Below are 20,514 nucleotides of genomic sequence, written 5' to 3'. Positions count from 1 at the left end.
TTTGAATAAATAAGATCCGCGACGGGTGCGGTCGTGCAAGCCAGGGGCAATCGTTCGAATGAGCGATGCCCCTGGCTTGTCAAACCAGTCCGCATAAATGTCCAAGACCCCTCATAGACATGTTAGCAGCAGTCAAGCCTAGACGGTCAGGTCGTCTGACTCGGTGGACGGCTACGTTTAAAACATTGTGATGAGGGGTGGATCTCATGTTTCGTCGAATCAGTTGGGTTGCGGCTATTTTGCTGTGCGTTGCGGCATTGCTCGCCGGATGCGGAACCAAGGATGCGGAGTCGGTCGTCAAGGAACTGGACAAAGTAGTTACCAACATGGAGAGCTATCATGGCAAAGGCACGATGATCCTTCATACCGGACAGCAGCCGCTGGAGTATCAAGTTGATGTGTCCTATCAGAAGCCGCAGTATTACCGTATTGCCTTGACGAATGCAAAGAAGGATATCACGCAGATCGTGCTGCGCAATGACGAAGGGGTCTTTGTACTAACCCCGCGCCTTAACAAAGTATTCCGCTTCCAGAGCGACTGGCCGGCAAATCAAGGACAGGTGTATCTGTATCAGACGCTCATCCAGAGCATACTGCTGGACAGTTCGCGCCAGTTCGCAGCTGACAAGGACGCTTATGTGTTCGACGTTATGGCCAACTACCAGAATGGCTCGCTTGCAAGGCAGAAAATCTGGCTGAACAAATCCGATTACGCGCCGCGCCAGGTCGAAGTGAGCGATACGAATTCAACGGTCATGGTTGAAGTGAAATTCGACAGCTTTGAATTTGATTCCAAGCTCGACAAAAGTGTGTTCGATACACAGCGCAATATGGGCGGCAGCGGTGAACAGCCGACAATGGCTGAGCCTGAAGATGAGCTGGGCAGCGGCACAGAGAATGAATCGGCAACAATACCGGGAGCCGACGATTCCAATGTGGAAGAGGATGACTCGAATGTAGGCTCCCATCCGGACGACAGTGTGGACACGGTGCCGGGCGAGGATGGGGCTGCTGAATCCACGGATAGCGACACTGATGCTAATGCCAGCCAGAGCAACACTGCCGGGGATGAAGAGGCACAGGAGTCCATGACGCCTGTAGAGGAGAACGGGGTGCAATCCGGTACACCGAGCGATGCGAAAGCCAGCCAAGCTGGTCAGCCATTCACCGCGATGGAACCGTCGTACCTGCCGGAGGGTGTCGCCTTCAAGGATATGCAGGATATTAAATTCGGCAATAATCCGGCCGTCATGATCCGTTATACAGGAACCTACGATTACACATTGATTCAAACGCAGCCTAATGATGTAGCGGCTTCCATGCTCCCGGGTACGATGGTGGATCTGGGCTTCACAGTAGGCCAGATCAGCGGCGAAGAGCAGAAGACGCTCACGTGGACCAATGATGGGATCGAGTATCGTTTAACGAGTGGAACGCTGCCGGAATCGGAGATGATGAAGGTCGCGCAATCGGTCCAGGGCGAGATGAGCAAGTAGATATCGCCGCAACATTTTCCAGTGTCAAAAAGGGTGCTGCCCTCCTCAGATTCATTGACAGCCAGAAGCCGTAACGGTTAACATAAAGGCTATGGGTTTAGAGGAGAAGGTGGAAATGGTGGACTTATACTATCGCCCTACAATAGCAGAAATTTCATTGGATGCACTTAGACGGAATCTGCAAGCCTTCCGCGAAGCTATGCCGCAGGGTACCCGCTTGATGGCTTCTGTGAAGGCGAACGCTTATGGACATGGGGCCGTTGAGACAGCTTTGGAAGCAGAAGCTTGCGGCGTTGATTTTCTAGGTGTTGCATTTCTTGATGAAGCACTTCAGCTGCGCAAGGCTGGTGTAACGATACCGATTCTGGTGCTTGGCTATGTGCCGCCTGAGGGACTCTCCATTGCACGGGAATTGCAAATAGCGATTGCATTGTTCAGAGAAGACACATTGGAAGCTGCAGCCGCACTGCCGCCCAGCGGCAAGCGGCTGCACGTTCATGTCAAGATCGATACAGGCATGGGGCGTCTCGGCTTGTTTCCCGGAGAGGCTGCACAGTCTTTTATCGAACGTGCGATGAGGGAGCCCGGCTTGTATGTGGAAGGCCTGTTCACTCACTATGCCCGTGCAGACGAGACGGACAAAGGCTACACAAAGCAGCAGTATGAGCGGTTTGCATCCGTTGTCCATGAGCTGCAGAAGAACGGAATCGACATTCCTATCATACATGCAGCGAACAGTGCGGCAGGAATCGATACACCGGAATGGGCTGGCGGGATGCTGCGTCTTGGCATCAGCATGTATGGACTAATGCCTTCCGCAGAGGTGAATCGGCAGCGGGTCCCTTTGGAACCCGTGCTTACTTTGAAGACAAAGATCGTTATGGTGAAGCAAGCTCCGCCGGGATGGGGAATCAGCTATGGCACCAAATACTTTACAAGCGGTGAAGAACGCATCGGAACACTGCCGATCGGATATGCTGACGGGTTCAGCAGAATGCTGACAGGCAAGGCGAAAGCGCTTGTCCGCGGTGTGCGGGTGCCAGTGCTTGGAACGATTTGTATGGATCAGTGCATGATTGCACTGGATGGAGCTGCCGGGACTGGCGATCCTGTCGAAGCGGGCGAAGAGGTTGTGCTCATTGGTTCGCAGGGGGATGCGGCCATTACAGCCGATGAAGTAGCCGTAGAGCTCGGGACGATTAATTACGAGGTTACTTGTATGCTGGCTGCGCGTGTACCCCGGGTCTATGTGAGGGATGGAGAGGTTGTTGCCGTTACTAATCCGCTCTCTTGATGGAATCAATTGGCAAATGTTTTTATCGGGACGGGAAGAGGATTTCACGGTTGCATCTCGAATACTGTAGAAGCTGGGTATATCGTATACACTGCAGCTATATGTTCGTACTGCATATTTGCAATACGGACCGCATAGATATGAAGGTGTATAATTCGGGCAAAACAAAGACATACTGTTAGTGCGCTTTTTTCTGGAAATGTTTTGGGGGTGCGAATTTCGGTGACCAATGTGCAAAACACCAAAAGGATTATGATCAGCTTGCCAGATCATTTGCTGGAGGAAGTCGATGGAATAGTTGCCAAAGAAAACTCGAACCGGAGCGAATTTATTCGTCAGGCGATGAGGCTGTATTTGATCGAGCGCAAGAAACGCCAAATTCGCGAGTCGATGCAGCGCGGTTATTTGGAAATGGCGAAAATCAATCTTGTAATCGCATCGGAAGCTTTTCAAGCGGAGGAAGAAGCTGACGGCACGCTCGGCCGACTCGTAAGCGGGGTGTAAAGCTTGATCGTAAAACGCGGCGATGTGTTTTTTGCGGACCTGTCTCCTGTAGTCGGTTCAGAGCAGGGTGGCGTTCGTCCTGTACTTGTCATTCAGAATGATATTGGCAACCGGTTCAGTCCTACGGTCATTGTGGCTGCCATTACAGCACAGATCCAGAAGGCGAAGCTCCCGACTCACGTCGAAATTGATGCGGATCTGCATGGGTTCGATCGGGATTCCGTTCTGCTGCTTGAGCAGATTCGAACCATTGACAAGCAGCGGCTCACGGACAAAATTACGCATCTGGATGATGAGACGATGCGTAAGGTGGATGAGGCGCTGCAAATTAGTGTCGGCTTAATTGATTTCTAAGATATGATTGCGATAGACAGGGTGACATAAGCCCTGTTTTTTTGCGTCCGTTGATAATCGGGCGAAGTTACCCTGACAGTGTTTGTCAGGGTATATCATTTAGAATAGGGATATAAGCGATGAACAATCGTAAGGATGATTAGGAGGCATACAGGAAATGACGCAACAGACAAGCAAGCTTGGTTTTGTTATCGCAGGGCTTCTGCTCGGCATATTCGTGGCTGCGATTGATAATACAATCGTTGCTACAGCAATGGGGACGATTGTATCTGACCTTGGGGGCATGGATAAATTTGTTTGGGTCACTTCGGCCTACCTCGTTACGGAGATGGCGGCGATGCCGATTTTCGGCAAGCTCTCGGATATGTACGGCCGGAAGCGGTTTTTTATGCTCGGTATTTTCTTGTTTCTGCTTGGTTCCGTCTTGTGCGGAATAGCGGACAGTATTGTTGAATTGAGCATTTACCGTGCGATTCAGGGGATCGGCGGCGGGGCGCTGATACCGATTGCTTTTACAGTGATGTACGATGTTATTCCTCCGGAGAAAAGAGGCGGAATGGGCGGTTTGTTCGGCGCTGTGTTCGGCACATCCAGTCTGTTTGGCCCGCTGCTTGGCGCATATATTACAGATTACGTGAACTGGCGCTGGATTTTCTACATCAATCTGCCGATCGGAATCATTTCGCTTGCGTTCATCTATTTGTTCTACAAGGAGTCAATGGAGCATTCCAGGCAAAGAATCGATTGGTGGGGGGCCGTTACACTTATCGGTTCCATTGTTTGTCTCATGTTTGCGCTGGAACTCGGCGGACAGGAGTACGCATGGGATTCGAGCATTATTGTCAGCTTGTTCGCAGGGGCAGCTGTACTGATGATTATTTTCCTGTTCGCAGAGACCAAGGCCGCTGAGCCTATCATTTCATACGCGATGTTCAAGCAGCGGTTATTCGCGACAAGTACTTTGGCAGGTCTGTTCTATGGTGCAGCCTTTATCACCTTCGCCATGTATATTCCAATCTATGTGCAGGGCGTGACGGGCGGCTCGGCAACAAATTCGGGACTTATTCTGCTGCCGATGACGCTGGGCTCCGTGCTGTCTGCACAGATTGGTGGCGTGCTTGCGAGCAAGACCTCGTACCGCAACGTGATGATTCTATCTGCTGTTATTTTCGTAATCGGCGTATTGCTGCTCAGTACGATTGATCCCGATACGTCGAGATGGCTGCTGGGCTTCTATATGGTCGTTTTCGGATTCGGTGTTGGATTTTCATTCTCCGTGTTGGGTATGGCGGGCATTCACCACTTTGATATGCGCCAGAGAGGCTCTGCGAACTCGACACTCGCATTTGTTCGTTCACTTGGCATGACTGTAGGACTGACCGTATTCGGGATTCTTCAGCGGAATTTGCTTACGAGCAAGATGGCTGACAGCTTTGCGGGCTCTGGGGGGCCGGATCAAGCTTCGCTCGGCAACATTCGGGAGTTATTATCTCCGGAGAAGAGGGCGGAAATTCCGCAGGATACGATGGACGTCATTATCAATAATCTCTCATCCTCGATATCGACGATGTTTCTGTGGGCGGTTATCCCGGCTGGCTTGGCTTTTGCGGTCATCCTGTTTATGGGCCAAGCGCGGCTGCTGATTCCAGGCAAGGCCGAGGATGGCAAAGGCAATCAGCCGGTCCAATTGGGCAGCGGGCATTAATCGTGCTGGCTTCGTTCATCCCTTACAAAATCAAGGGGGCTGTACGAAAAGTCCATATCCAAAGAGTCAGTTCCAATGATTTGAAGGGATGCTTCCAAAACCACTAATAAGTGGGGGGAGCATCTTTTCCATTATTTATGGGGACTTAACAACTTTCTGGACACCCCCTTCTCCAAATGTGGTTAGAAGGTGGCGTGCCGGAGTAAGAAGCCTGCGAATGTGCATGAATTTCGGTTACACGACGCCTAAATGGTTAAATTCCTGCGATCATGCATGAATTTTTGGGGGAATCGGCCGTTAAGGGGAAACGAAGGTGAAATACCTGCACGCTGGCAGGCATTTCACCTTCGTGGGGTCAGAAACGCGCAAATAACTGCCGTTTCGCATGCTTCTCCTGGCTTGCATCAAGCATGTCTCGGCGTTTGAATGACGGATCGTCCTCTGGCGAGGAGTTAACAGCCATGATCGCAGGCATGCCACATCGTACAGCTTCTTAAAGTTGGAGTTGAGATTTCCAAAAGTGCTTTCTGGACAGCTGGTTTTTGTTGACAACGGGCGGTGACTTCGTTATAGTTTAAACAGACATTTAAAACATATGTTTAAAACAACTGTTTAGGATGAGGAGTGTTGACGGTATGGGTAAAGTTATTCTGGCATTTATGAAAAAACCTACAACGATCATAGGTATTATGACTGCCGTTTTGTTTCAGCTTATTTTCTCCGTTATTTGGATGACTGGATATGACGGGGTTACAGATGTAGAGCGGATGAAGCAGCTGCATGTCGGCATAGTCGTGCAGGATGACGAGATCGGGCCGGCGATTGCAGCCAAGCTGAGCGAATCGCTGCCTGTTCAGACAGAGCAGCTGACCAGCGCCGATGAAGCGCAGAAGAAGCTTGATAGTCGGGAGCTCCAAATGGTAATTACGATTCCGGCCGAGTTCGGGGAATCGGTTATGACAGCAGATCGTATAGCAGCTATCCAATATACGATTAATGAATCCAATCCTGCCCTTATTCGCAGCATGATGAGCACGATTGCAGCTCAAGTTACAGCTACGCTGAATAAGGAAGCGATAGGACAAGGCGTTCAATCTGCTCTAACGCAGGCGAAGCTGCCGGAGGAACAAGCTGCAGGTTCGGCATATGCACTATCCGAGCGTGTCGTATCAGATTTGCAATATACGAATAAGGTCGATGGGATGAACAACCAGATGGTACCGATGATGATGGTGCTGGCTTCTTATGTCGGTGCGATGATTATGGGGATGAATCTGGAGCAGTCCTCTGGGGCAATTGCTTCACAATTTGGCCGTATGCGCCGCTTTGCTGGTCGCAGCATCATTAATATTGTGGCTGCTGTCATTGTATCGCTGATCGGATCCTCTCTGGTGCTGGCGCTTGGCGGTCAAGCGGAGCACGGGTTTATGGCCATGTGGGGCTTCCAGACGCTGTTTGTCCTGACCTTTATGTTCGTATCGCAATTGTTCCTGATTCTGTTCGGCATGGCAGGTATGGTGTTTAATATCATCATGCTTTCGCTTCAGCTTGTATCTTCAGGCGCCATGCTGCCGCGAGAGCTTCTCTCGGATTTCTATATTACGATCAGCAGCTATCTTCCAGCGACTTATGCAGTTGAAGGCAATATGAACCTGCTGTTCGGAGGTCCTAACGTCGGATCTGAATCCGTCGGCCTGCTGATTATTATGGCTGTGGCGTTCATCATCAGCCTGTCTGTGGTAGGTCTGCGCAAGGATCGTTCGCCAGTACTCGCCACAGCACCAACAGCGGCAAGCTAACGGCAAACCAAGTATGCAGGGAAGGAGAATGGTGCGCACATGACCTCTGAGGAGCTTGATGTTAAGATGAGGCTGCTGCATGCAGCCAAGTCATTGTTTGCGAGGCAGGGCTATGACGGTACGAGCGTCCGGCAGATCTGTGAGGAAGCAGGAGCCAACGTGGCGCTTGTGTCGTACCATTTTGGGGGCAAGGAGAATGTGTTTCAAGCTTTGTTCGAAACCTTCTTCCCGAATAAGGATATTATCGAATTTATGAAGGTGCAGCATCATCCTGCAGAGGGTATCAGGCTCATTGTCCGGGAAGTGACCAACTTCCGTATGCGTGAGCCGGAGCTGATGCGGATCCTTCAGCACGAAATAACGCTTCAATCGCCCCGCATGGATATTATTCGCAAGCATGCGTTCCCTGTATGGGGAGAGCTTCGCGAGCTGCTGCGGAGAGGGCGTGAAGACGGACTGTTCCGGTTCCAGTCGTTGAATTATACCTTTCTTACCGTGCTGGGCGGGATACTATTTCATAAACAGACCGATTATTTCGCTCCGCTTCTCGATGATGAACCATTGGATGTAGAGCTGTTTATTGAGGACACGGCTGCCTTTATTTTGGCTGGTCTGCGTTATGAGGAGCAGCGGTGAGCGTTTTCGGGGATACTGAATAGACAAAAAAATGAAAATTTAGTATAGACAGCTATAAATTTCTCTGTTAATATGATGACATTATTATAGAGCAGATAAATAGGACGGCAATGCGAAGAACGCATGCTTGGGCTAATTGCCCGGCTGCGTTCTTTTTTTGTTGCCGTTGGAGGCTGCGGAGAGGGAGAGGCGATGAATAGAAGACGTAATTTAGCGATAAGCATTACGGCAGCATTGATATCCGGCTTGCTTGTCTACGGCGTTTATATGCTGCAGGTGCGCCAAATTCAACTTCAGGAGGAGGTGTCGGTTATCGTGCCGAACAGATTTGTGTCTGCGGGCGAGCGAATTACGGCAGATATGCTGGAGCTGAAGGCAATCCCGCGATCGGCATATGATTCCGGGATGCTGCAGGATGTCACTGAGGTTCTGGGAATGGAGGCTGTAGTCCCATTGGGATCGGGTGAGCCGCTGCTGATATGGAAGGTGGATAAATACAGGCTGCACCCAAGCCGGACTCAATCCACCTTCCAAATTCCGCGAGACTATGTGTTGTCTGTCTCGAATGGCATACGGGCAGGGGATAAAGTTGTATTGTACATGTCTGGCGGTGAAGTAGAGTCATCCCGATTGTTCGACGAACCGGTTACAGTAGCCTCTGTGAAGACATCCGCCAATATTGAGATTGACGATACGGAGCATTCTAACCTTATGTCGCTAGCAAGCGGAGACAGGGAGAAGATGTATGCATCCAGACGAGATGCCAACGGCATGATCGATTATATTAATTTGAATTTATCCGAAGAGCAGTGGCTGCGGCTCGATGCGTTATGCAAAGACGGAGGGGGCAAGCTTGTTATCGCTTTCTCTCCCCAATCGCTTGATGTTCCAACGGCGGCGCCAGAGATGGAGGAGAAGCCATGACCTCGCATGCTCCGCTACTTACCTTTATCGGCACAACACCTAATATCGGAACGACAATTGCTGCCTTGGCTGCAGCCTGCAGATTCGTGGAGGTGAATGATGTTTCGGTGGGGTATCTATGTCTGAATTTGAAGAGTGCGAAGGCGCATCGCTACGTGGGGGTCGATCAGCCGGAGACGACATTGGATTCGCTGAGGCCGGAGCTGCAGACGGCGGCGCTCGATGCGGACAAGCTGCTTCGATCCATGCATCAAGCGCGGGGAGCTCCGAATTTGTACATGCTGTTCGGCAATGTTATGCGCGATCAGGCGGAATTTTTCACGACCGGGGACATCGACCATCTCTTGGATGTGGCAGCGCGGTGCTTTGATCTTGTCATTGCCGATGTTGGAGCTTATTGGGACAATGCGGCTACGCTATGCGCTTTGCGTCGAAGCAGTTCACGACTTCTTGTAACGACGGCTGCTCTATCGCATTTTCAGGAGGATGGCAAGCGATGGGTCAAGCATCTTTCGCCCTTGTTTGGAATTTCGAGCCAGGAATATGAAGCGGTCATAATAAGGCCGCAATGGAGAAATGGAGGGTATCAAGTGAAAGACATTTGCAGAGAGATTGGGATACCATTTATTGGAGAAATGAGGTTGAGTGAACCGATGCTTTCCCAACTGGATAGCGGCACACTTGATGAATGGCTGACAGAGAATGAGCAGGGCAAGACGGCGATGCAGGAGCCGGCGCGTAAGCTCATGAAGCATTACGGATTGAAGAGAAAACCGGCTCTAACCGTGCAGCCATGGTATAAGAAGCTGCTTGCACACCGTGGTGAGGTGGGCTCGTGAGAAGGGAAGAGAAGCGATTCTCGGCGGCGGCTTATTCATCACAAGTAAGAGCGGAAGAGGCCGAGGGCATGCTGACAGAGGGGCAGGAAGCAGAGGTGCAGCGGGATTTTCAGCGGCTGGCTGAGGATATCCGAACATACTTGGCTATGCCCAGGGGATTGACGGAGGAGGAACGACGCCATTACAACGAGCAGTTGAACCGGGCTGTGCTGGGCTATGCGGAGGAGCGGGATCACCTGATGGCAGTTATATCGGATCGGCTGCTGCGCCAGCGCATACATGAGCTGCCTGGTTGCAAGCATCGTTATTCCTCCTTAGCCGAAGCGATATTCGCTGAGGTGATCGGTCTTAACGTACTGGAGCTTATTCTGCATAACAGGGAGGGACTTGAAGAAATCCAGGTCGTCGGAACACGAATATTCGAAGTGAGAAGCGGGAGGGGCAGGCCATCCGACTATAGCTTCGAATCGGAAAGAGATGTGGAACGGATTCAGCAGAATCTGGTTCTGTATAATAATGATCGCATTAATCCACGGAAGAGATGGGCGGAGGTTATGCTGCGCGACGGTACGCGGGTGACGATGACAGGCTTTGGCTTTACAGCACAGCCAACCCTTACTTTGCGTTTCTACACGGTATATCACTTTCAGCTTGCGGCGCTGTGCGATCCTGCGTACAGGACGATGAGCGAGCGGATGCGAAGGATGCTGCTCGCTGTGCTGCTGGCCAGGTTCAACGTGGTAGTGATCGGGCCGACGAATTCGGGCAAGACCCACCTGATTAAAGCATTAATCGGTGAAATTCCCGATGAAGAACGGATCATCACGATAGAAGGCCGCCATGAAATGCTGCTGAGGCGCGATTTTCCAAGTAAAAACATCATTGAATACGAAGCGGATGAAGAGGACGAGCGCCATGGGGCGGTGCAGGCCTTCAAGCTTGCGCTCAGACAATCGCCTCAGCGTATCATTCATGCAGAGATTCGTGATGACGATGCTAATATTTATGTTCGCGCCTGTACAAGAGGACACTCAGGGAGCATGACTACCGTTCATGCGAATGCGTTGGAGGATGTGCCTGAGGCTATTACAGATATGTGCATGCTGGACGGCAGGGGGATGAATCCAGAACGGCTAACCAAGCGGGTAGCGGATTACGTTACACAGATCGGTATTGAAATGCGTGCTGTCGGCGGTTATCGCCGGATAGTCCGTCTTGGGGAGCTAAGCTGGAAGAACGGCAATATCGAGGTGCGCGACTGGGCTGTTTTTCATGGACAGGATGAGGAATGGCGCTATCCGTACGCGCCTTCCGAAGCAGCGGAGGAGAGAATGGCGGCTGCCGGGATTAAGTGTGAGGAGATATGGCCAAGCTCTTCATCGGGACCGATGCCAGAGTGTATGGACTTCTACGCCGTGACGAGATGCGAAGAAGCCTGTCCGGGTTCCTCTGTAACGGAGGGAAGCCTTTGATAGCACTTCTGGCCGCCGGGCTCACGATCGGCTTGTTCGTCACACTGTTTATTGCATGCCGCCAGCTGCTGTCTCTTTGGTTCATACAGCAGAAGCAGGCAGGAAGGCTTGGGTACAATCAGCAGAATCGGCTGTATGAACGATTTAACCGCTATCTTATGCGATATGAAAGGACTTACCGCCACTTATCAGAGCTTCTGGAATCGGTACAGCTTTCAATTCGCCCGGGGACAGTTGTATTAATAACGTCGGCTTTGCTTGCGGCGGGCACGATAAGCGGAGCTTATTTGTTCCAGAGCCTCAAGGGCGTACTCCTGTTCGGTGGGGTACTCGCAGCTTTGCCTTACGCGCTGCTCCGCATGATGCTTGTACATCGGCAGATGCAGACCCGTATCGATTTTTTGCCCGCTGTCGAATTGTTCTATCAATGCTGTCTTGTCAGCGGAGGAAGGCAGATTCGGATAGCGCTGCAACGTACGGTTGAAGAGAAACGAATGCTTGGCCCGATGCAATCCGTCTTCGAGCAGCTGTATCGCAACATCTCGGTTCGAAGCGATGATGAGGCCAGCTTGCGCATATTTGCAGCTTCACTGGGACATGTGTGGGGTGACTATTTTGTCAATATTGTACGTGCCGGGCTGGCAGAAGGACATCCCATTGCGGACAATTTGAAGGAACTGATTACCGACATGCGCAAAGCCAGGCGGAGCAATCAGCAGGAGAGGAACAAATTGTTGGAGATCCGGCTTGCGAATTTTTCTCCCGTATTTTTTCTGGCATTGTTTATCGGTATCAATATGCGATACAGCCCGGCGAATTCTTATTTGTATTACGTGGCGGATCCGCAAGGGCGGGATTTGCTGCTTAACGGGATTGTGCTTATTTTTGCTTCGTTTGTGATGGGGCTATGGCTGTCCCGCAAAAAGCTGTGAGCGCTTGCCGCTTTTAAGAAAGAAGGAGGGATTACGATCAACGAGACTATTGCTCATGCCGTTATATGGCTAGCACTTGCCGGACAATATGCGGCCGGATTTATATGTGCAGCTGCAACAATGCACGTGTTGCTGGAGCGAAGACCCCGCTGGGCTCATCTCGCAGCATTCCGTTTGCACAATAAGCAGGTGCCTGCCCGCTTGCTGGAGCTGTTGAGAATCAACCGAACCGCGCCATACTTCACGGAGCGGGAGCGATTGTTGGCGGGCTGCGGGTATGGGGGGGACGCTGCACTTTATATGGCAGCCAGACGTCTTTTCTTCTATTCATTCCCGCTGCTATTTGCAATGTCATACGGAATATCGCGCATGTTTTTAGACGGCTTTTCGCAGATGCTTCTGCCTTTGGCGCTTGCCGCTGCCGCTTTGTTTTTTGTATGGGATCGTACTTGGCTGGAGCTTGTTCGCCGGTCAAGAGCGGAGAGGATGACCAAGGAGATCTATGTCGTCAGCAACCAGCTGCTTTACCTGGCCGGCTCATCGCTTCATATCCACACCAAGCTGATGAGGTGTCTGCCCTTCACTCATGCCATGCGATCACATCTGCAAATTTTGCTGGGGGAATGGTACCACGATGCTGAAGGCGCGCTGCGCAGATTCAAGCTAAGGCTTGGCACTGAGGAAGGGCTCAGCTTCGTTGAGACGATCAGCTCGCTCCGGCTGCATGAGAGCGATCATTATTACCAGCTTCTCAGAGAACGAATACAAGATTACAAGGAGAAGCTGGAGCTTGCCAAGGAAAGCCGCAAGGAGTCAACCTCCTATTTGCTGTTTGTGCTTGCGGGAATCCCTATCCTGTATACCTTCCAAATTTTTATCTACCCCTGGGTGAGAGAAGGACAGAAGTTGTTGGGCTCATTAAATTCATAACGTCCCGAACGTATAAGAGTGGAGGTGAGAGCATGAGGAACATTCTGATAACAGTTATGATGCTGGTCGTAGTTGTGCTTCTGTTTAACGGTATTATTGCCAAGGACACAACAGGGACTCAGGCCCAAATCGAAACACAGGGCAATGCTGCCAATACGAAAATTGGCCTTATTAATCCATAACCGCAACGGTGCAGAATAGTAATTATGATTAGCAAATTAGTCCTGCTTAATGAGGCAGGAGCAATACCGCCGGGAGGTCAAATGATGAGGGCAATATTAATGTCCGTCTTGTTTATTATTGTAGCCGTCGTTATATATGCGAATGTAATTGAAGGCGATGAGGGAACAAAGATTCAGGTGGAACGGTCCGGCAGCCGCATGAGTGATTCGATCCGGAGCATCAGCCCGTGAAAAGTCTGCTTGTGTTCCTGTTGTTTGCCGCCATGCTGTGCTGGTTTATGTTCTCGCCGATCTATAAGCATGTCCTCATCGTCAGGCAAGCCGTATTGCAGAAGGAGGTTGATTATTTGCTGGAGGTAGGAGCCAATGGCGATCATGGTTATATCGATGCCGGGATGATGCAGCAATCCAGGTTGAGGCTTGCCGCATACGGGATGCAGCCAGACCAGTTTCAGTATACGGTAGAGGGCTCGGGCGGGCTGGCAGGAACGAATGCTGCAAGCCCCTTGCCGCGGGGGGCGAGTCTCACGCTAACCATCAGCTATCCTATTGAGCGCTTACTTGAAATTGATCGGCTGATTGGCCTCGCGCCTCCCTCGTCGGCAGCGCGCTTTCGGGCGACAGGGATGAAGATGAGCGAGTATGTTCCGTAATGCTGAGGGGTGATGTATGAACCATGTATAAGCTAGTTCTCATCATGCTCATGATGGTCGTATGGATGTATATTCATGCCCTGCAGATCGATGAAGAGATGGCGATGGGAGCCTTGTTCCAGGGTAAGCATGCTGTGAATCGCGCTGTCCACGCTGCTGCGCAGCAAGTGGATGTACGGGCGCTCGCTGATGGAAGGCTCCATATTGACGAACGGGCTGCCTCGGCCGCAGCAGCAAGATATCTGCAGAATAATCTGCAATTGGATGCTGCGGGAAATCCGCTGCCGGGAGCATTTCTGCGGAACCGGGTTGAGGTGCTTGTATTCAAGGTGATTAATGAGGATGAGATATTCCCTTATCATTACAGCAACCCTGCCTATAATTACGAAGTTACGCTTATGCGCCCTGGAGTTATTATGATCATCAATATGGTGTATCCGCGAGTATTTTCAGTTATCGCCCCGATTGAATGGCAGATTAAAGGAGCAGCCGAGCTCGTTGCAAGTTGACGGGCAGGCTGCTCTTTGATGTAATGAGTAGAGATGAAGCCAATAAGGACGGTGCACGTGTGAATAGTATTCGTATGGAACAACAATTGCTGCCTGAGGAAGTGCGGGGACGAATTCATCGGCTTCAGCTTGCTATGGGGCATGCGGGAATAGAAGCTTTTCTGATTACGCAGCATGTGGATTTGTACTATTATACAGGCTCGATGCAAGCGGGATATGCGCTTGTGCCTCTTGAGGGCGAACCAACCTTCTATGTGCGAAGGAGTGTTGACCGCGCCCGCCGGGAAGCGGCTGTCCGTGTCGAACCGCTTCCAGCACTGCGTATATTCCGGGCTGCGCTGGAGCTGGATTATCCGGCTGTGTTTGCCACGGGCCGCGCGGCCAAGATCGCCACAGAGATGGACGTGCTTCCAGCGCAGAGCTTTATGAAGCTTGCCGAGATGATTAAAGGTGAAGGTTCCTCAGCGCTGGTGGACGGTTCGGCGCTAATTCGACGGATAAGGATGATCAAATCGCCTTGGGAGATTGGACGAATCGAGGCGGCTGCGGGTATTGTTGCAGAGGCATTGACAGAAGCCGCCAACGTGCTGAGGGAAGGACTAAGCGAATTGGAGCTGATGGCTCGGATCGAGTATGAGCTTCGGATTCGGGGGCATGTCGGCGCCATGCGGACACGCAGCTATAATATGGAAATTATGACGGGAATGATTGGTTCGGGAGAAGCGGCAGCCGAGCCCAGCGCTTTTGACGGTCCGGCAGGCGGACGGGGACTTGGACCGGCAGCTCCGCAGAGTGTGAGCCGCAAGCTCATTAAGCGTGATGAGCCGATCCTGATCGATATTGGCTGCTGTGTGGACGGCTATGTGATCGATCAGACGCGGACGGCTGTTATTGGGTGCTTGCCGGATGAGCTGGCCGCAGCATATGTGCATTCGGAGGCCATCATCCATAGAACGGAGCAGCTTATGCTGCCTGGCGCTGTATGCGAGACCCTGTATGCCAACTCGCTGCAAATGGCGGCGGAAGTCGGTTTATCCGCGAATTTCATGGGTTTTGGTGCCGATCAGGTAAGGTTTCTTGGTCATGGAATCGGCCTTGAGGTTGACGAATGGCCGGTTCTTGCCCGTGGATTCGGGGATCCGCTTGAGCCCGGTATGGTTCTGGCGGTCGAGCCTAAATTCACCTTCCCGGGCCAGGGAGTCGTCGGAATTGAGAATACTTATCTCATAACCGATCAAGGTCCGCGGCAGCTCACCCGTTCTCCGGAAGGATTAATTATTGTTCCATAGATATTGAACGATTGAAATAATCGAACATGTCGCTGTACAGGGGGAATGTTCTTGCGAGTGCTGAAGCGTCTCTTAGATGCATCCCCTCTGCACCGCTCATTGTTCTTTCTCTCGTTCGTCGTAAACCAGACAGGCGGTGAAAATAATATTGATTAGCCCAGTGAACATATCGGCAGCCTTCAACGTCATACTACCGAAAGCTGCTATCCGAGCCCTTTACGGATGGTTTATCGAGGGGAGCCCGGTACCTATGGTCACGAAGAACAGCCCCCATACTGAAGCTGATGAAGACACTCTTCAGAGGGCCGTCCGAGGTGATGAGCAAGCGCTTGCCCGCCTGCTGCGCGATCATTATACATTGCTGTACCGCTATTTGCTCAAGGTGACGATGAACAAGCCAATGACGGAGGATCTGGTCCAGGATACGATGCTGAGAGCGATTGAGCGGATACACACCTTTCAGCGCAAATCCAAATTTTCAACATGGCTGATCTCTATTGGCACAAGGCTGTACATCGACGAAATGCGTAAAAAAAAGCGCGAGCGCCAGTGGCAAAATGACGAGCAGGCGCTTCAGGCCATCCGGTTTGAAGCAGCTCTAAAGCATACAGAATGGCATGAGGCGCTGGATGCTCTTGGCAAGCTTTCATACGATATTCGCCTCCCCATCCTGCTCAAATATTACTACGGCTACGCCTATGGGGATATTGCGCAATGGCTGGACATCCCGATCGGCACGGTGAAATCACGATTGCATAACGGACTGAAACAATTAAGAACGGAGCTGAAGGACGATGAGCAGGCGCGGCAAGCCCATTCGTAAAGACGGCCAACGATTAAGGAAACAAACAGACCGTGCTGCTCATCATGAGCCGGGACTAGAGCCAGAACATGAGTTGGACGCAGCATTCCAAGCGATAGCCGGTGATCATTTGGACAAGTGGGATGCCTCTATTACGCCTGATATCCCCACATTAGATTCGCTTGAAACAATGATCAGCAGTCATAAGGAAGCCGTCCGTCAACGTTTATGGCGTGATCTGCTGCTGTTCTGGGCAGTCGGCTGCCTCATCCTTACGGTGCTCATGTTCGTATTGTACAGCAGCCTGCAGGCATTTCTTTTCTTGCAAATCGGCACATTTGCTGCAGCGGTTCTATTCTTGCTGCGTGCATCCTTTCGCAAGGAGGGGCGCCGCAAGTGGACGCACTAGACATTACCATCGTTGTCATTGCGGGAATCATACTGCTGTGCCAATCCTCCTGGCTGTTTATCGACGCCCGCAGCCGCAGCCGGTATCCTTGGTTATGGGGAATTTGGGGACTGATTCAATGTCCGATGCCACTGATCGTTTATTGGCTGGTTGTAAGGGTTGACTGGTCCAAGAGAAGGCAGAAAGGATAGGGCTTGAGCTAAATCAATCACTTACTTTCAGAGGAGGCATATGAGATGGATTCGATAAGTCAAGAGAAGCTCTTGGTTCTTATAGCTCCGTTAATTGCACTGCAACTTCTGCTGACGTTGATCTCGCTAATTATGTGTGTAAGGTCGAAGGATTTGAACGGTCCCAAGATAATGTGGGTATTGATTATTCTTCTGGGCAGCCTTATCGGACCTGTGCTGTTTTTTGCTTTTGGAAGGAGGTCGTCATAACGAATGACATTACTAACGGTAGAGCAGTTGACCAAAACTTTCGGAGGCACCTGTGCTGTTGATGGTATCGGGTTCACGATTCATGAAGGCCGCTGTGTTGCGCTTCTTGGACCTAATGGTGCAGGCAAGACGACGACCATTCGCATGCTGACAGGATTGCTGGCGCCAACATCCGGCCGCATTGCATTTCGCGGGTTTGCCCCGGGTGCGGATCACCGCTCTGTCATCGGCTTTCTGCCGCAGATCCCTGCCTTATACGGATGGATGACCGGACAGGAGTTTCTAATCTATGCGGGAAGATTATGCGGGTTGAGCGCGAAGGAAGCGCAAATCCGCTGCAGCGGATTATTGGAGCGCGTCGGGATCGCTTCAGCAGCGAAAAGGCGGATCGCAGGCTATTCCGGCGGTATGAAGCAGCGCCTGGGATTGGCGCAAGCGCTCATTCACCGCCCCAAGCTGCTTATTCTGGACGAGCCGGTATCAGCGCTTGACCCCATTGGGCGACGTGAAGTCATGGAGCTTCTTCGCGAGCTGAAGCAGGAGACGACGATCCTTTTCTCAACCCATGTGCTCCACGATGCGGAGGAGCTCTGCGATGATGTGCTTATTATGAGAGCAGGACGGATTGCAGTAGGCGGAGCGGTCAGCGAAATACGCAATGAGCATCGCCAGCCTATTCTCACCCTGGAGATCGAGCAGGATGAGCAATCACGGAATTGGCTGCGCGGCTGGCTGCAGGCTCCTCCAGCCTACGTTCAATCCACTTCAGCTAACGGTGGAGGAGCGCGGCTTGTTGTTACGGATGTCCATGCTGCAAGAAGAAGCTTGATGGGCGAGCTGCTGGAGTCGGATGTGCGCTTTACGAAGCTGGAGATTGGCCATACGACACTAGAGGATTTGTTTATGAAAGTGGTGACTGCATCATGACCCAATGGATGGTCTTGTATCGCAAAGAGTGGCTTGAGCTAATCCGCAGCAGCAAGCTGATCTGGATGCCTGTTGTGTTTATCCTGCTGGGTGCCATGCAGCCGATCATGACCTATATGATGCCGGATATCATTGCAAATGCAGGCAATATGCCCGAGGGAACCATTATAGAAATTCCGACGCCCCACGCAAGCGAAGTGTTGGCACAGACGCTGCAGCAATTTGGTACACTTGGACTGCTAATTATTGCATTAATTTCTATGGGTACAGTGTCGGGCGAGAGAATGAGCGGCACCTCTGCAATGATTCTGGTGAAGCCTGTTGCATATACGTCCTTTGTTACAGCCAAATGGGCGGCGATAGTAACGATAACAGCAATCTCCTTTGTGCTTGGCTATGGAGCGGGCTGGTACTATACCGCTGCGCTGTTCGATACCGTTGCATGGCAGGATGCGGCAGGGAGCCTGCTGCTGTTCGGATTATGGCTGAGCTTCATCGGTACGCTGACGATACTCTTCAGCTCCTTGCTGCGAAGCGCTGCTGCAGCCGCATTTACCGCATTAGGAACAGCAGCGCTGCTGTCAATTGCGACTTCACTGCTGCCCAAGGCGCTGGCATGGAGTCCGGGCAAACTGGCAGGACTGGCATCGGCACAGCTAACTTCGGGCACTGCAAGCGGCATGTGGCCCGTTATCGGGATTACGTTCGTCTGTATCATTGCGGCGCTTGCCATATCTGTCTGGAGCCTTCGCAAATATCCGTCAATAGAAGCGGTCTAGCATAACGACAAGCGCACAAAGAACTTCCGCCACCGTGGCAATCCCTATTAACCTTCTGTAAAGTAGACTTCGCTACTTTTTTTTAGTAGGATAGAGTTAAAGAGACGATTGTTGATGATAGGGGTGGAGGATATGCTCAAACTAGGGCAGAAAGTCGTTATTGTGTCGGATATGTTCGAACAGAATCTCCCCGTCGGGGACTACGGTTACATCATTGCGTATGACCGTAACGCAGACAACGCCTTTGATTATGTTCTTCGTGTCCCCAAAGTAAACCGGAACTTCTACGTGCCTTCCATAGACATCGAACTGGAAGAAGTGCTGATTAAGGAAGAAGCGGAGCGTACGCAGCGTGATGCGCTGATTGATTTTGCGCTTGCCACGCGCAACGAGGAGATGTTTCGTCGCATTATGAACGGCGATGAGGTCGAGACACCAGATATTAGCGTTGGGAATGAAGTGCAGAGCCGTGAAGAATTTATTCGTCAGGTGAATTTGAAGGCGTGGATATAATAGATTAGCGGAAGCGCCTTAATCCCTTCTGCAACTGCCAAAGAGAGCTGGAACCGTCCCACCGACGTTTTCCAGCTCTCTTTTTGATTTTTCCCGCTAATCATTCTCCGCCATTCATTCTGCTGCCAAGCTCATTTTCGTTTATTTCGTCCTGCAGTTCATTGGCCTGAACTTGCAGACTCGACAGCAGCCTCTTATTCGTTGACCGCCGTTTGTCCTTCGGCAGCTCCGCGGCCGTGGCCACCTCCACCGTGGCCTCCACGCAACCCGCCTTTGAAGCCTTCGCTGTTCACGATCTTCTCGATTCGCGCATCGAGATTTTCGATTTGCTTGTCAGCCTGCTCCTGTGTCAATTTTCCATCTGTCACGGCCGTGTTGATCCCTTTGACAGCAGCACTCTTCAATGCTTCGGTTACCTTCGCGGCATCAACGCCCTTCTCTTGCGCCAAATCAGCGAGTGATTTGCCCGCTGCGAGCGATTCCTTGAGTGCATCCTCTGTCATTCCAAGCAGCTTGGCCAGCTCTGCGGTATCCAGTGCGCCGGCAATTCCTTTGCCGAATAATGCGCCTCCTCCCTTGCCCTCAAGTTTATCGAACGCGCCGAGCTTGCCGTCCACCATGCTGTCGAGATTAGTTTCGAATTGCTTCAACTGCTCCGCTTGCCTTTCCTTGAACTCATCGTTTAATACTTGTTTGAGCTGTTCGCGTGTCACGCCCTGCGCTTCGGCAACTTCAGCCAGCGTGCTGCCTGCTGAGAGCTTCTCCTTCAATGCTTCCTTATCGAGCTTCAGAAGATCCAACAATGGCTGGCTCCACGTTGCGCCGAATCCGAATCCGCTGCCATGTCCGCGTCCGAGCTTCGCATTGCCGCTTTCTACTGTTTTTGTCGAATTGACGGTAGCCGCCGCCGTTGTTTTGGTGTCATTAACACTGCTCGCCGCATATGCGCTAAGAGGAATCATAACCGCTAGCGCCGCTGATATACCAACCGCTTTTATAACCTTTTTCATTTCATCATCTCCTGGTCGTTTTTGTTGAGGTACAAGAATGAGTATGGGCGGGTTACCTTAAATTAGGATGAAGGCAATATAAGAACAGGATGAGTCCAAACTGAAAATTCCCTTAA

General features: G+C 51.4%; 25 protein-coding genes. 24 read left to right on the top strand and 1 reads right to left on the bottom strand.

Translation table 11 applies throughout. The features are described 5' to 3' along the window. Window positions 1–206: 206 nt before the first annotated feature. From K0T92_RS16995 to K0T92_RS16880, 24 genes are all read left to right on the top strand, one after another. Entirely contained in the window at window positions 207–1,496 is a 1,290-nt protein-coding gene (locus K0T92_RS16995; RefSeq protein ID WP_219873670.1) for a DUF4367 domain-containing protein, read from the top strand. Between the two features lie 118 nt (window positions 1,497–1,614). Next, window positions 1,615–2,790 carry an alanine racemase gene (gene alr / locus K0T92_RS16990; RefSeq protein WP_219873754.1) on the top strand — a complete coding sequence of 392 codons (1,176 nt, stop codon included), beginning with the start codon at window positions 1,615–1,617 and terminating at the stop codon, window positions 2,788–2,790. 222 nt (window positions 2,791–3,012) lie between these two features. Next, window positions 3,013–3,294: a CopG family ribbon-helix-helix protein gene (locus K0T92_RS16985; RefSeq protein ID WP_290370383.1), complete on the top strand. Its 282-nt coding sequence runs from the start codon at window positions 3,013–3,015 to the stop codon at window positions 3,292–3,294. A 3-nt stretch (window positions 3,295–3,297) separates the two neighbouring features. After that, complete coding sequence (locus tag K0T92_RS16980) at window positions 3,298–3,648, top strand: type II toxin-antitoxin system PemK/MazF family toxin (RefSeq protein ID WP_219873669.1); 351 nt, start codon at window positions 3,298–3,300, stop codon at window positions 3,646–3,648. A gap of 157 nt (window positions 3,649–3,805) precedes the next feature. Next, window positions 3,806–5,353: an MDR family MFS transporter gene (locus tag K0T92_RS16975; RefSeq protein WP_219873668.1), complete on the top strand. Its 1,548-nt coding sequence runs from the start codon at window positions 3,806–3,808 to the stop codon at window positions 5,351–5,353. Between the two features lie 635 nt (window positions 5,354–5,988). Then, entirely contained in the window at window positions 5,989–7,152 is a 1,164-nt protein-coding gene (locus K0T92_RS16970; protein WP_219873667.1) for a YhgE/Pip domain-containing protein, read from the top strand. A 39-nt stretch (window positions 7,153–7,191) separates the two neighbouring features. Beyond that, window positions 7,192–7,788: a TetR family transcriptional regulator gene (locus tag K0T92_RS16965; RefSeq protein ID WP_219873666.1), complete on the top strand. Its 597-nt coding sequence runs from the start codon at window positions 7,192–7,194 to the stop codon at window positions 7,786–7,788. Between the two features lie 192 nt (window positions 7,789–7,980). Further along, the gene (locus K0T92_RS16960; RefSeq protein WP_219873665.1) at window positions 7,981–8,712 is read left to right on the top strand and encodes an SAF domain-containing protein; all 732 of its coding nucleotides are present in this window, start codon (window positions 7,981–7,983) and stop codon (window positions 8,710–8,712) included. After that, window positions 8,709–9,551: a CpaE/TadZ family protein gene (locus tag K0T92_RS16955; RefSeq protein WP_219873664.1), complete on the top strand. Its 843-nt coding sequence runs from the start codon at window positions 8,709–8,711 to the stop codon at window positions 9,549–9,551. Before K0T92_RS16960 ends, K0T92_RS16955 begins: the two co-directional genes overlap by 4 nt. Next, window positions 9,548–11,023: an ATPase, T2SS/T4P/T4SS family gene (locus K0T92_RS16950; RefSeq protein ID WP_343223730.1), complete on the top strand. Its 1,476-nt coding sequence runs from the start codon at window positions 9,548–9,550 to the stop codon at window positions 11,021–11,023. Before K0T92_RS16955 ends, K0T92_RS16950 begins: the two co-directional genes overlap by 4 nt. Next, window positions 11,020–11,955, top strand: coding sequence for a type II secretion system F family protein (locus tag K0T92_RS16945; protein ID WP_246628228.1), 936 nt, complete (start codon window positions 11,020–11,022; stop codon window positions 11,953–11,955). Before K0T92_RS16950 ends, K0T92_RS16945 begins: the two co-directional genes overlap by 4 nt. A gap of 120 nt (window positions 11,956–12,075) precedes the next feature. Continuing rightward, entirely contained in the window at window positions 12,076–12,885 is an 810-nt protein-coding gene (locus K0T92_RS16940; RefSeq protein WP_246628227.1) for a hypothetical protein, read from the top strand. A gap of 32 nt (window positions 12,886–12,917) precedes the next feature. Beyond that, window positions 12,918–13,067 carry a hypothetical protein gene (locus tag K0T92_RS16935; protein WP_219873663.1) on the top strand — a complete coding sequence of 50 codons (150 nt, stop codon included), beginning with the start codon at window positions 12,918–12,920 and terminating at the stop codon, window positions 13,065–13,067. Window positions 13,068–13,091: 24 nt separating this feature from the next. Then, window positions 13,092–13,298 carry a hypothetical protein gene (locus K0T92_RS16930; protein WP_219873662.1) on the top strand — a complete coding sequence of 69 codons (207 nt, stop codon included), beginning with the start codon at window positions 13,092–13,094 and terminating at the stop codon, window positions 13,296–13,298. Continuing rightward, window positions 13,295–13,720, top strand: coding sequence for a hypothetical protein (locus K0T92_RS16925; protein WP_219873661.1), 426 nt, complete (start codon window positions 13,295–13,297; stop codon window positions 13,718–13,720). The genes K0T92_RS16930 and K0T92_RS16925 overlap by 4 nt, the downstream gene beginning before the upstream one ends. Before the next feature lie 23 nt (window positions 13,721–13,743). Continuing rightward, window positions 13,744–14,229 carry a hypothetical protein gene (locus K0T92_RS16920; protein ID WP_219873660.1) on the top strand — a complete coding sequence of 162 codons (486 nt, stop codon included), beginning with the start codon at window positions 13,744–13,746 and terminating at the stop codon, window positions 14,227–14,229. Window positions 14,230–14,303: 74 nt separating this feature from the next. Then, window positions 14,304–15,518, top strand: a complete 1,215-nt coding sequence (locus K0T92_RS16915; RefSeq protein ID WP_219873749.1) for a M24 family metallopeptidase — start codon at window positions 14,304–14,306, stop codon at window positions 15,516–15,518. Window positions 15,519–15,768: 250 nt separating this feature from the next. Continuing rightward, the gene (gene sigY / locus K0T92_RS16910; RefSeq protein WP_219873659.1) at window positions 15,769–16,341 is read left to right on the top strand and encodes an RNA polymerase sigma factor SigY; all 573 of its coding nucleotides are present in this window, start codon (window positions 15,769–15,771) and stop codon (window positions 16,339–16,341) included. After that, window positions 16,313–16,729 (top strand): YxlC family protein, encoded by a 417-nt coding sequence (locus K0T92_RS16905; RefSeq protein ID WP_219873658.1) that lies wholly within the window; start codon window positions 16,313–16,315, stop codon window positions 16,727–16,729. Before sigY ends, K0T92_RS16905 begins: the two co-directional genes overlap by 29 nt. Continuing rightward, window positions 16,717–16,920 (top strand): hypothetical protein, encoded by a 204-nt coding sequence (locus K0T92_RS16900; RefSeq protein WP_219873657.1) that lies wholly within the window; start codon window positions 16,717–16,719, stop codon window positions 16,918–16,920. Before K0T92_RS16905 ends, K0T92_RS16900 begins: the two co-directional genes overlap by 13 nt. Before the next feature lie 45 nt (window positions 16,921–16,965). Then, entirely contained in the window at window positions 16,966–17,169 is a 204-nt protein-coding gene (locus K0T92_RS16895) for a PLDc N-terminal domain-containing protein (RefSeq protein WP_219873656.1), read from the top strand. A gap of 3 nt (window positions 17,170–17,172) precedes the next feature. Further along, complete coding sequence (locus K0T92_RS16890) at window positions 17,173–18,096, top strand: ABC transporter ATP-binding protein (protein ID WP_219873655.1); 924 nt, start codon at window positions 17,173–17,175, stop codon at window positions 18,094–18,096. Further along, window positions 18,093–18,875 carry an ABC transporter permease gene (locus K0T92_RS16885; protein ID WP_219873654.1) on the top strand — a complete coding sequence of 261 codons (783 nt, stop codon included), beginning with the start codon at window positions 18,093–18,095 and terminating at the stop codon, window positions 18,873–18,875. Before K0T92_RS16890 ends, K0T92_RS16885 begins: the two co-directional genes overlap by 4 nt. Window positions 18,876–19,007: 132 nt before the next feature. Continuing rightward, window positions 19,008–19,388 carry an ATPase gene (locus tag K0T92_RS16880; RefSeq protein ID WP_219873653.1) on the top strand — a complete coding sequence of 127 codons (381 nt, stop codon included), beginning with the start codon at window positions 19,008–19,010 and terminating at the stop codon, window positions 19,386–19,388. A 194-nt stretch (window positions 19,389–19,582) separates the two neighbouring features. Here the strand turns inward: K0T92_RS16880 and K0T92_RS16875 are convergent, their stop codons facing one another. After that, the gene (locus tag K0T92_RS16875; protein ID WP_219873652.1) at window positions 19,583–20,398 is read right to left on the bottom strand and encodes a hypothetical protein; all 816 of its coding nucleotides are present in this window, start codon (window positions 20,396–20,398) and stop codon (window positions 19,583–19,585) included. Between the last annotated feature and the right edge of the window lie 116 nt (window positions 20,399–20,514).

It is taken from the genome of Paenibacillus oenotherae (assembly GCF_019443105.1).
In the GTDB taxonomy this organism is placed as follows: Bacteria; Bacillota; Bacilli; order Paenibacillales; family Paenibacillaceae; genus Paenibacillus_Z; species Paenibacillus_Z oenotherae.
Note: the sequence above shows the minus strand (reverse complement) of the source record. Positions and strands in the feature narration are given on the sequence as shown.

Excerpts from the sequence above, each read along its gene's own strand:
- K0T92_RS16995 (WP_219873670.1), top strand. The coding sequence starts at position 207 with ATGTTTCGTCGAATCAGTTGGGTTGCGGCTATTTTGCTGTGCGTTGCG.
- K0T92_RS16975 (WP_219873668.1), top strand. The coding sequence starts at position 3,806 with ATGACGCAACAGACAAGCAAGCTTGGTTTTGTTATCGCAGGGCTTCTG.
- K0T92_RS16970 (WP_219873667.1), top strand. The coding sequence starts at position 5,989 with ATGGGTAAAGTTATTCTGGCATTTATGAAAAAACCTACAACGATCATA.
- K0T92_RS16965 (WP_219873666.1), top strand. The coding sequence starts at position 7,192 with ATGACCTCTGAGGAGCTTGATGTTAAGATGAGGCTGCTGCATGCAGCC.
- K0T92_RS16960 (WP_219873665.1), top strand. The coding sequence starts at position 7,981 with ATGAATAGAAGACGTAATTTAGCGATAAGCATTACGGCAGCATTGATA.
- K0T92_RS16955 (WP_219873664.1), top strand. The coding sequence starts at position 8,709 with ATGACCTCGCATGCTCCGCTACTTACCTTTATCGGCACAACACCTAAT.
- K0T92_RS16940 (WP_246628227.1), top strand. The coding sequence starts at position 12,076 with ATGCACGTGTTGCTGGAGCGAAGACCCCGCTGGGCTCATCTCGCAGCA.
- K0T92_RS16935 (WP_219873663.1), top strand. The coding sequence starts at position 12,918 with ATGAGGAACATTCTGATAACAGTTATGATGCTGGTCGTAGTTGTGCTT.
- K0T92_RS16930 (WP_219873662.1), top strand. The coding sequence starts at position 13,092 with ATGATTAGCAAATTAGTCCTGCTTAATGAGGCAGGAGCAATACCGCCG.
- K0T92_RS16920 (WP_219873660.1), top strand. The coding sequence starts at position 13,744 with ATGTATAAGCTAGTTCTCATCATGCTCATGATGGTCGTATGGATGTAT.
- K0T92_RS16915 (WP_219873749.1), top strand. The coding sequence starts at position 14,304 with ATGGAACAACAATTGCTGCCTGAGGAAGTGCGGGGACGAATTCATCGG.
- sigY (WP_219873659.1), top strand. The coding sequence starts at position 15,769 with ATGGTCACGAAGAACAGCCCCCATACTGAAGCTGATGAAGACACTCTT.
- K0T92_RS16905 (WP_219873658.1), top strand. The coding sequence starts at position 16,313 with ATGAGCAGGCGCGGCAAGCCCATTCGTAAAGACGGCCAACGATTAAGG.
- K0T92_RS16895 (WP_219873656.1), top strand. The coding sequence starts at position 16,966 with ATGGATTCGATAAGTCAAGAGAAGCTCTTGGTTCTTATAGCTCCGTTA.
- K0T92_RS16890 (WP_219873655.1), top strand. The coding sequence starts at position 17,173 with ATGACATTACTAACGGTAGAGCAGTTGACCAAAACTTTCGGAGGCACC.
- K0T92_RS16885 (WP_219873654.1), top strand. The coding sequence starts at position 18,093 with ATGACCCAATGGATGGTCTTGTATCGCAAAGAGTGGCTTGAGCTAATC.
- K0T92_RS16880 (WP_219873653.1), top strand. The coding sequence starts at position 19,008 with ATGCTCAAACTAGGGCAGAAAGTCGTTATTGTGTCGGATATGTTCGAA.
- K0T92_RS16875 (WP_219873652.1), bottom strand. The coding sequence starts at position 20,398 with ATGAAAAAGGTTATAAAAGCGGTTGGTATATCAGCGGCGCTAGCGGTT.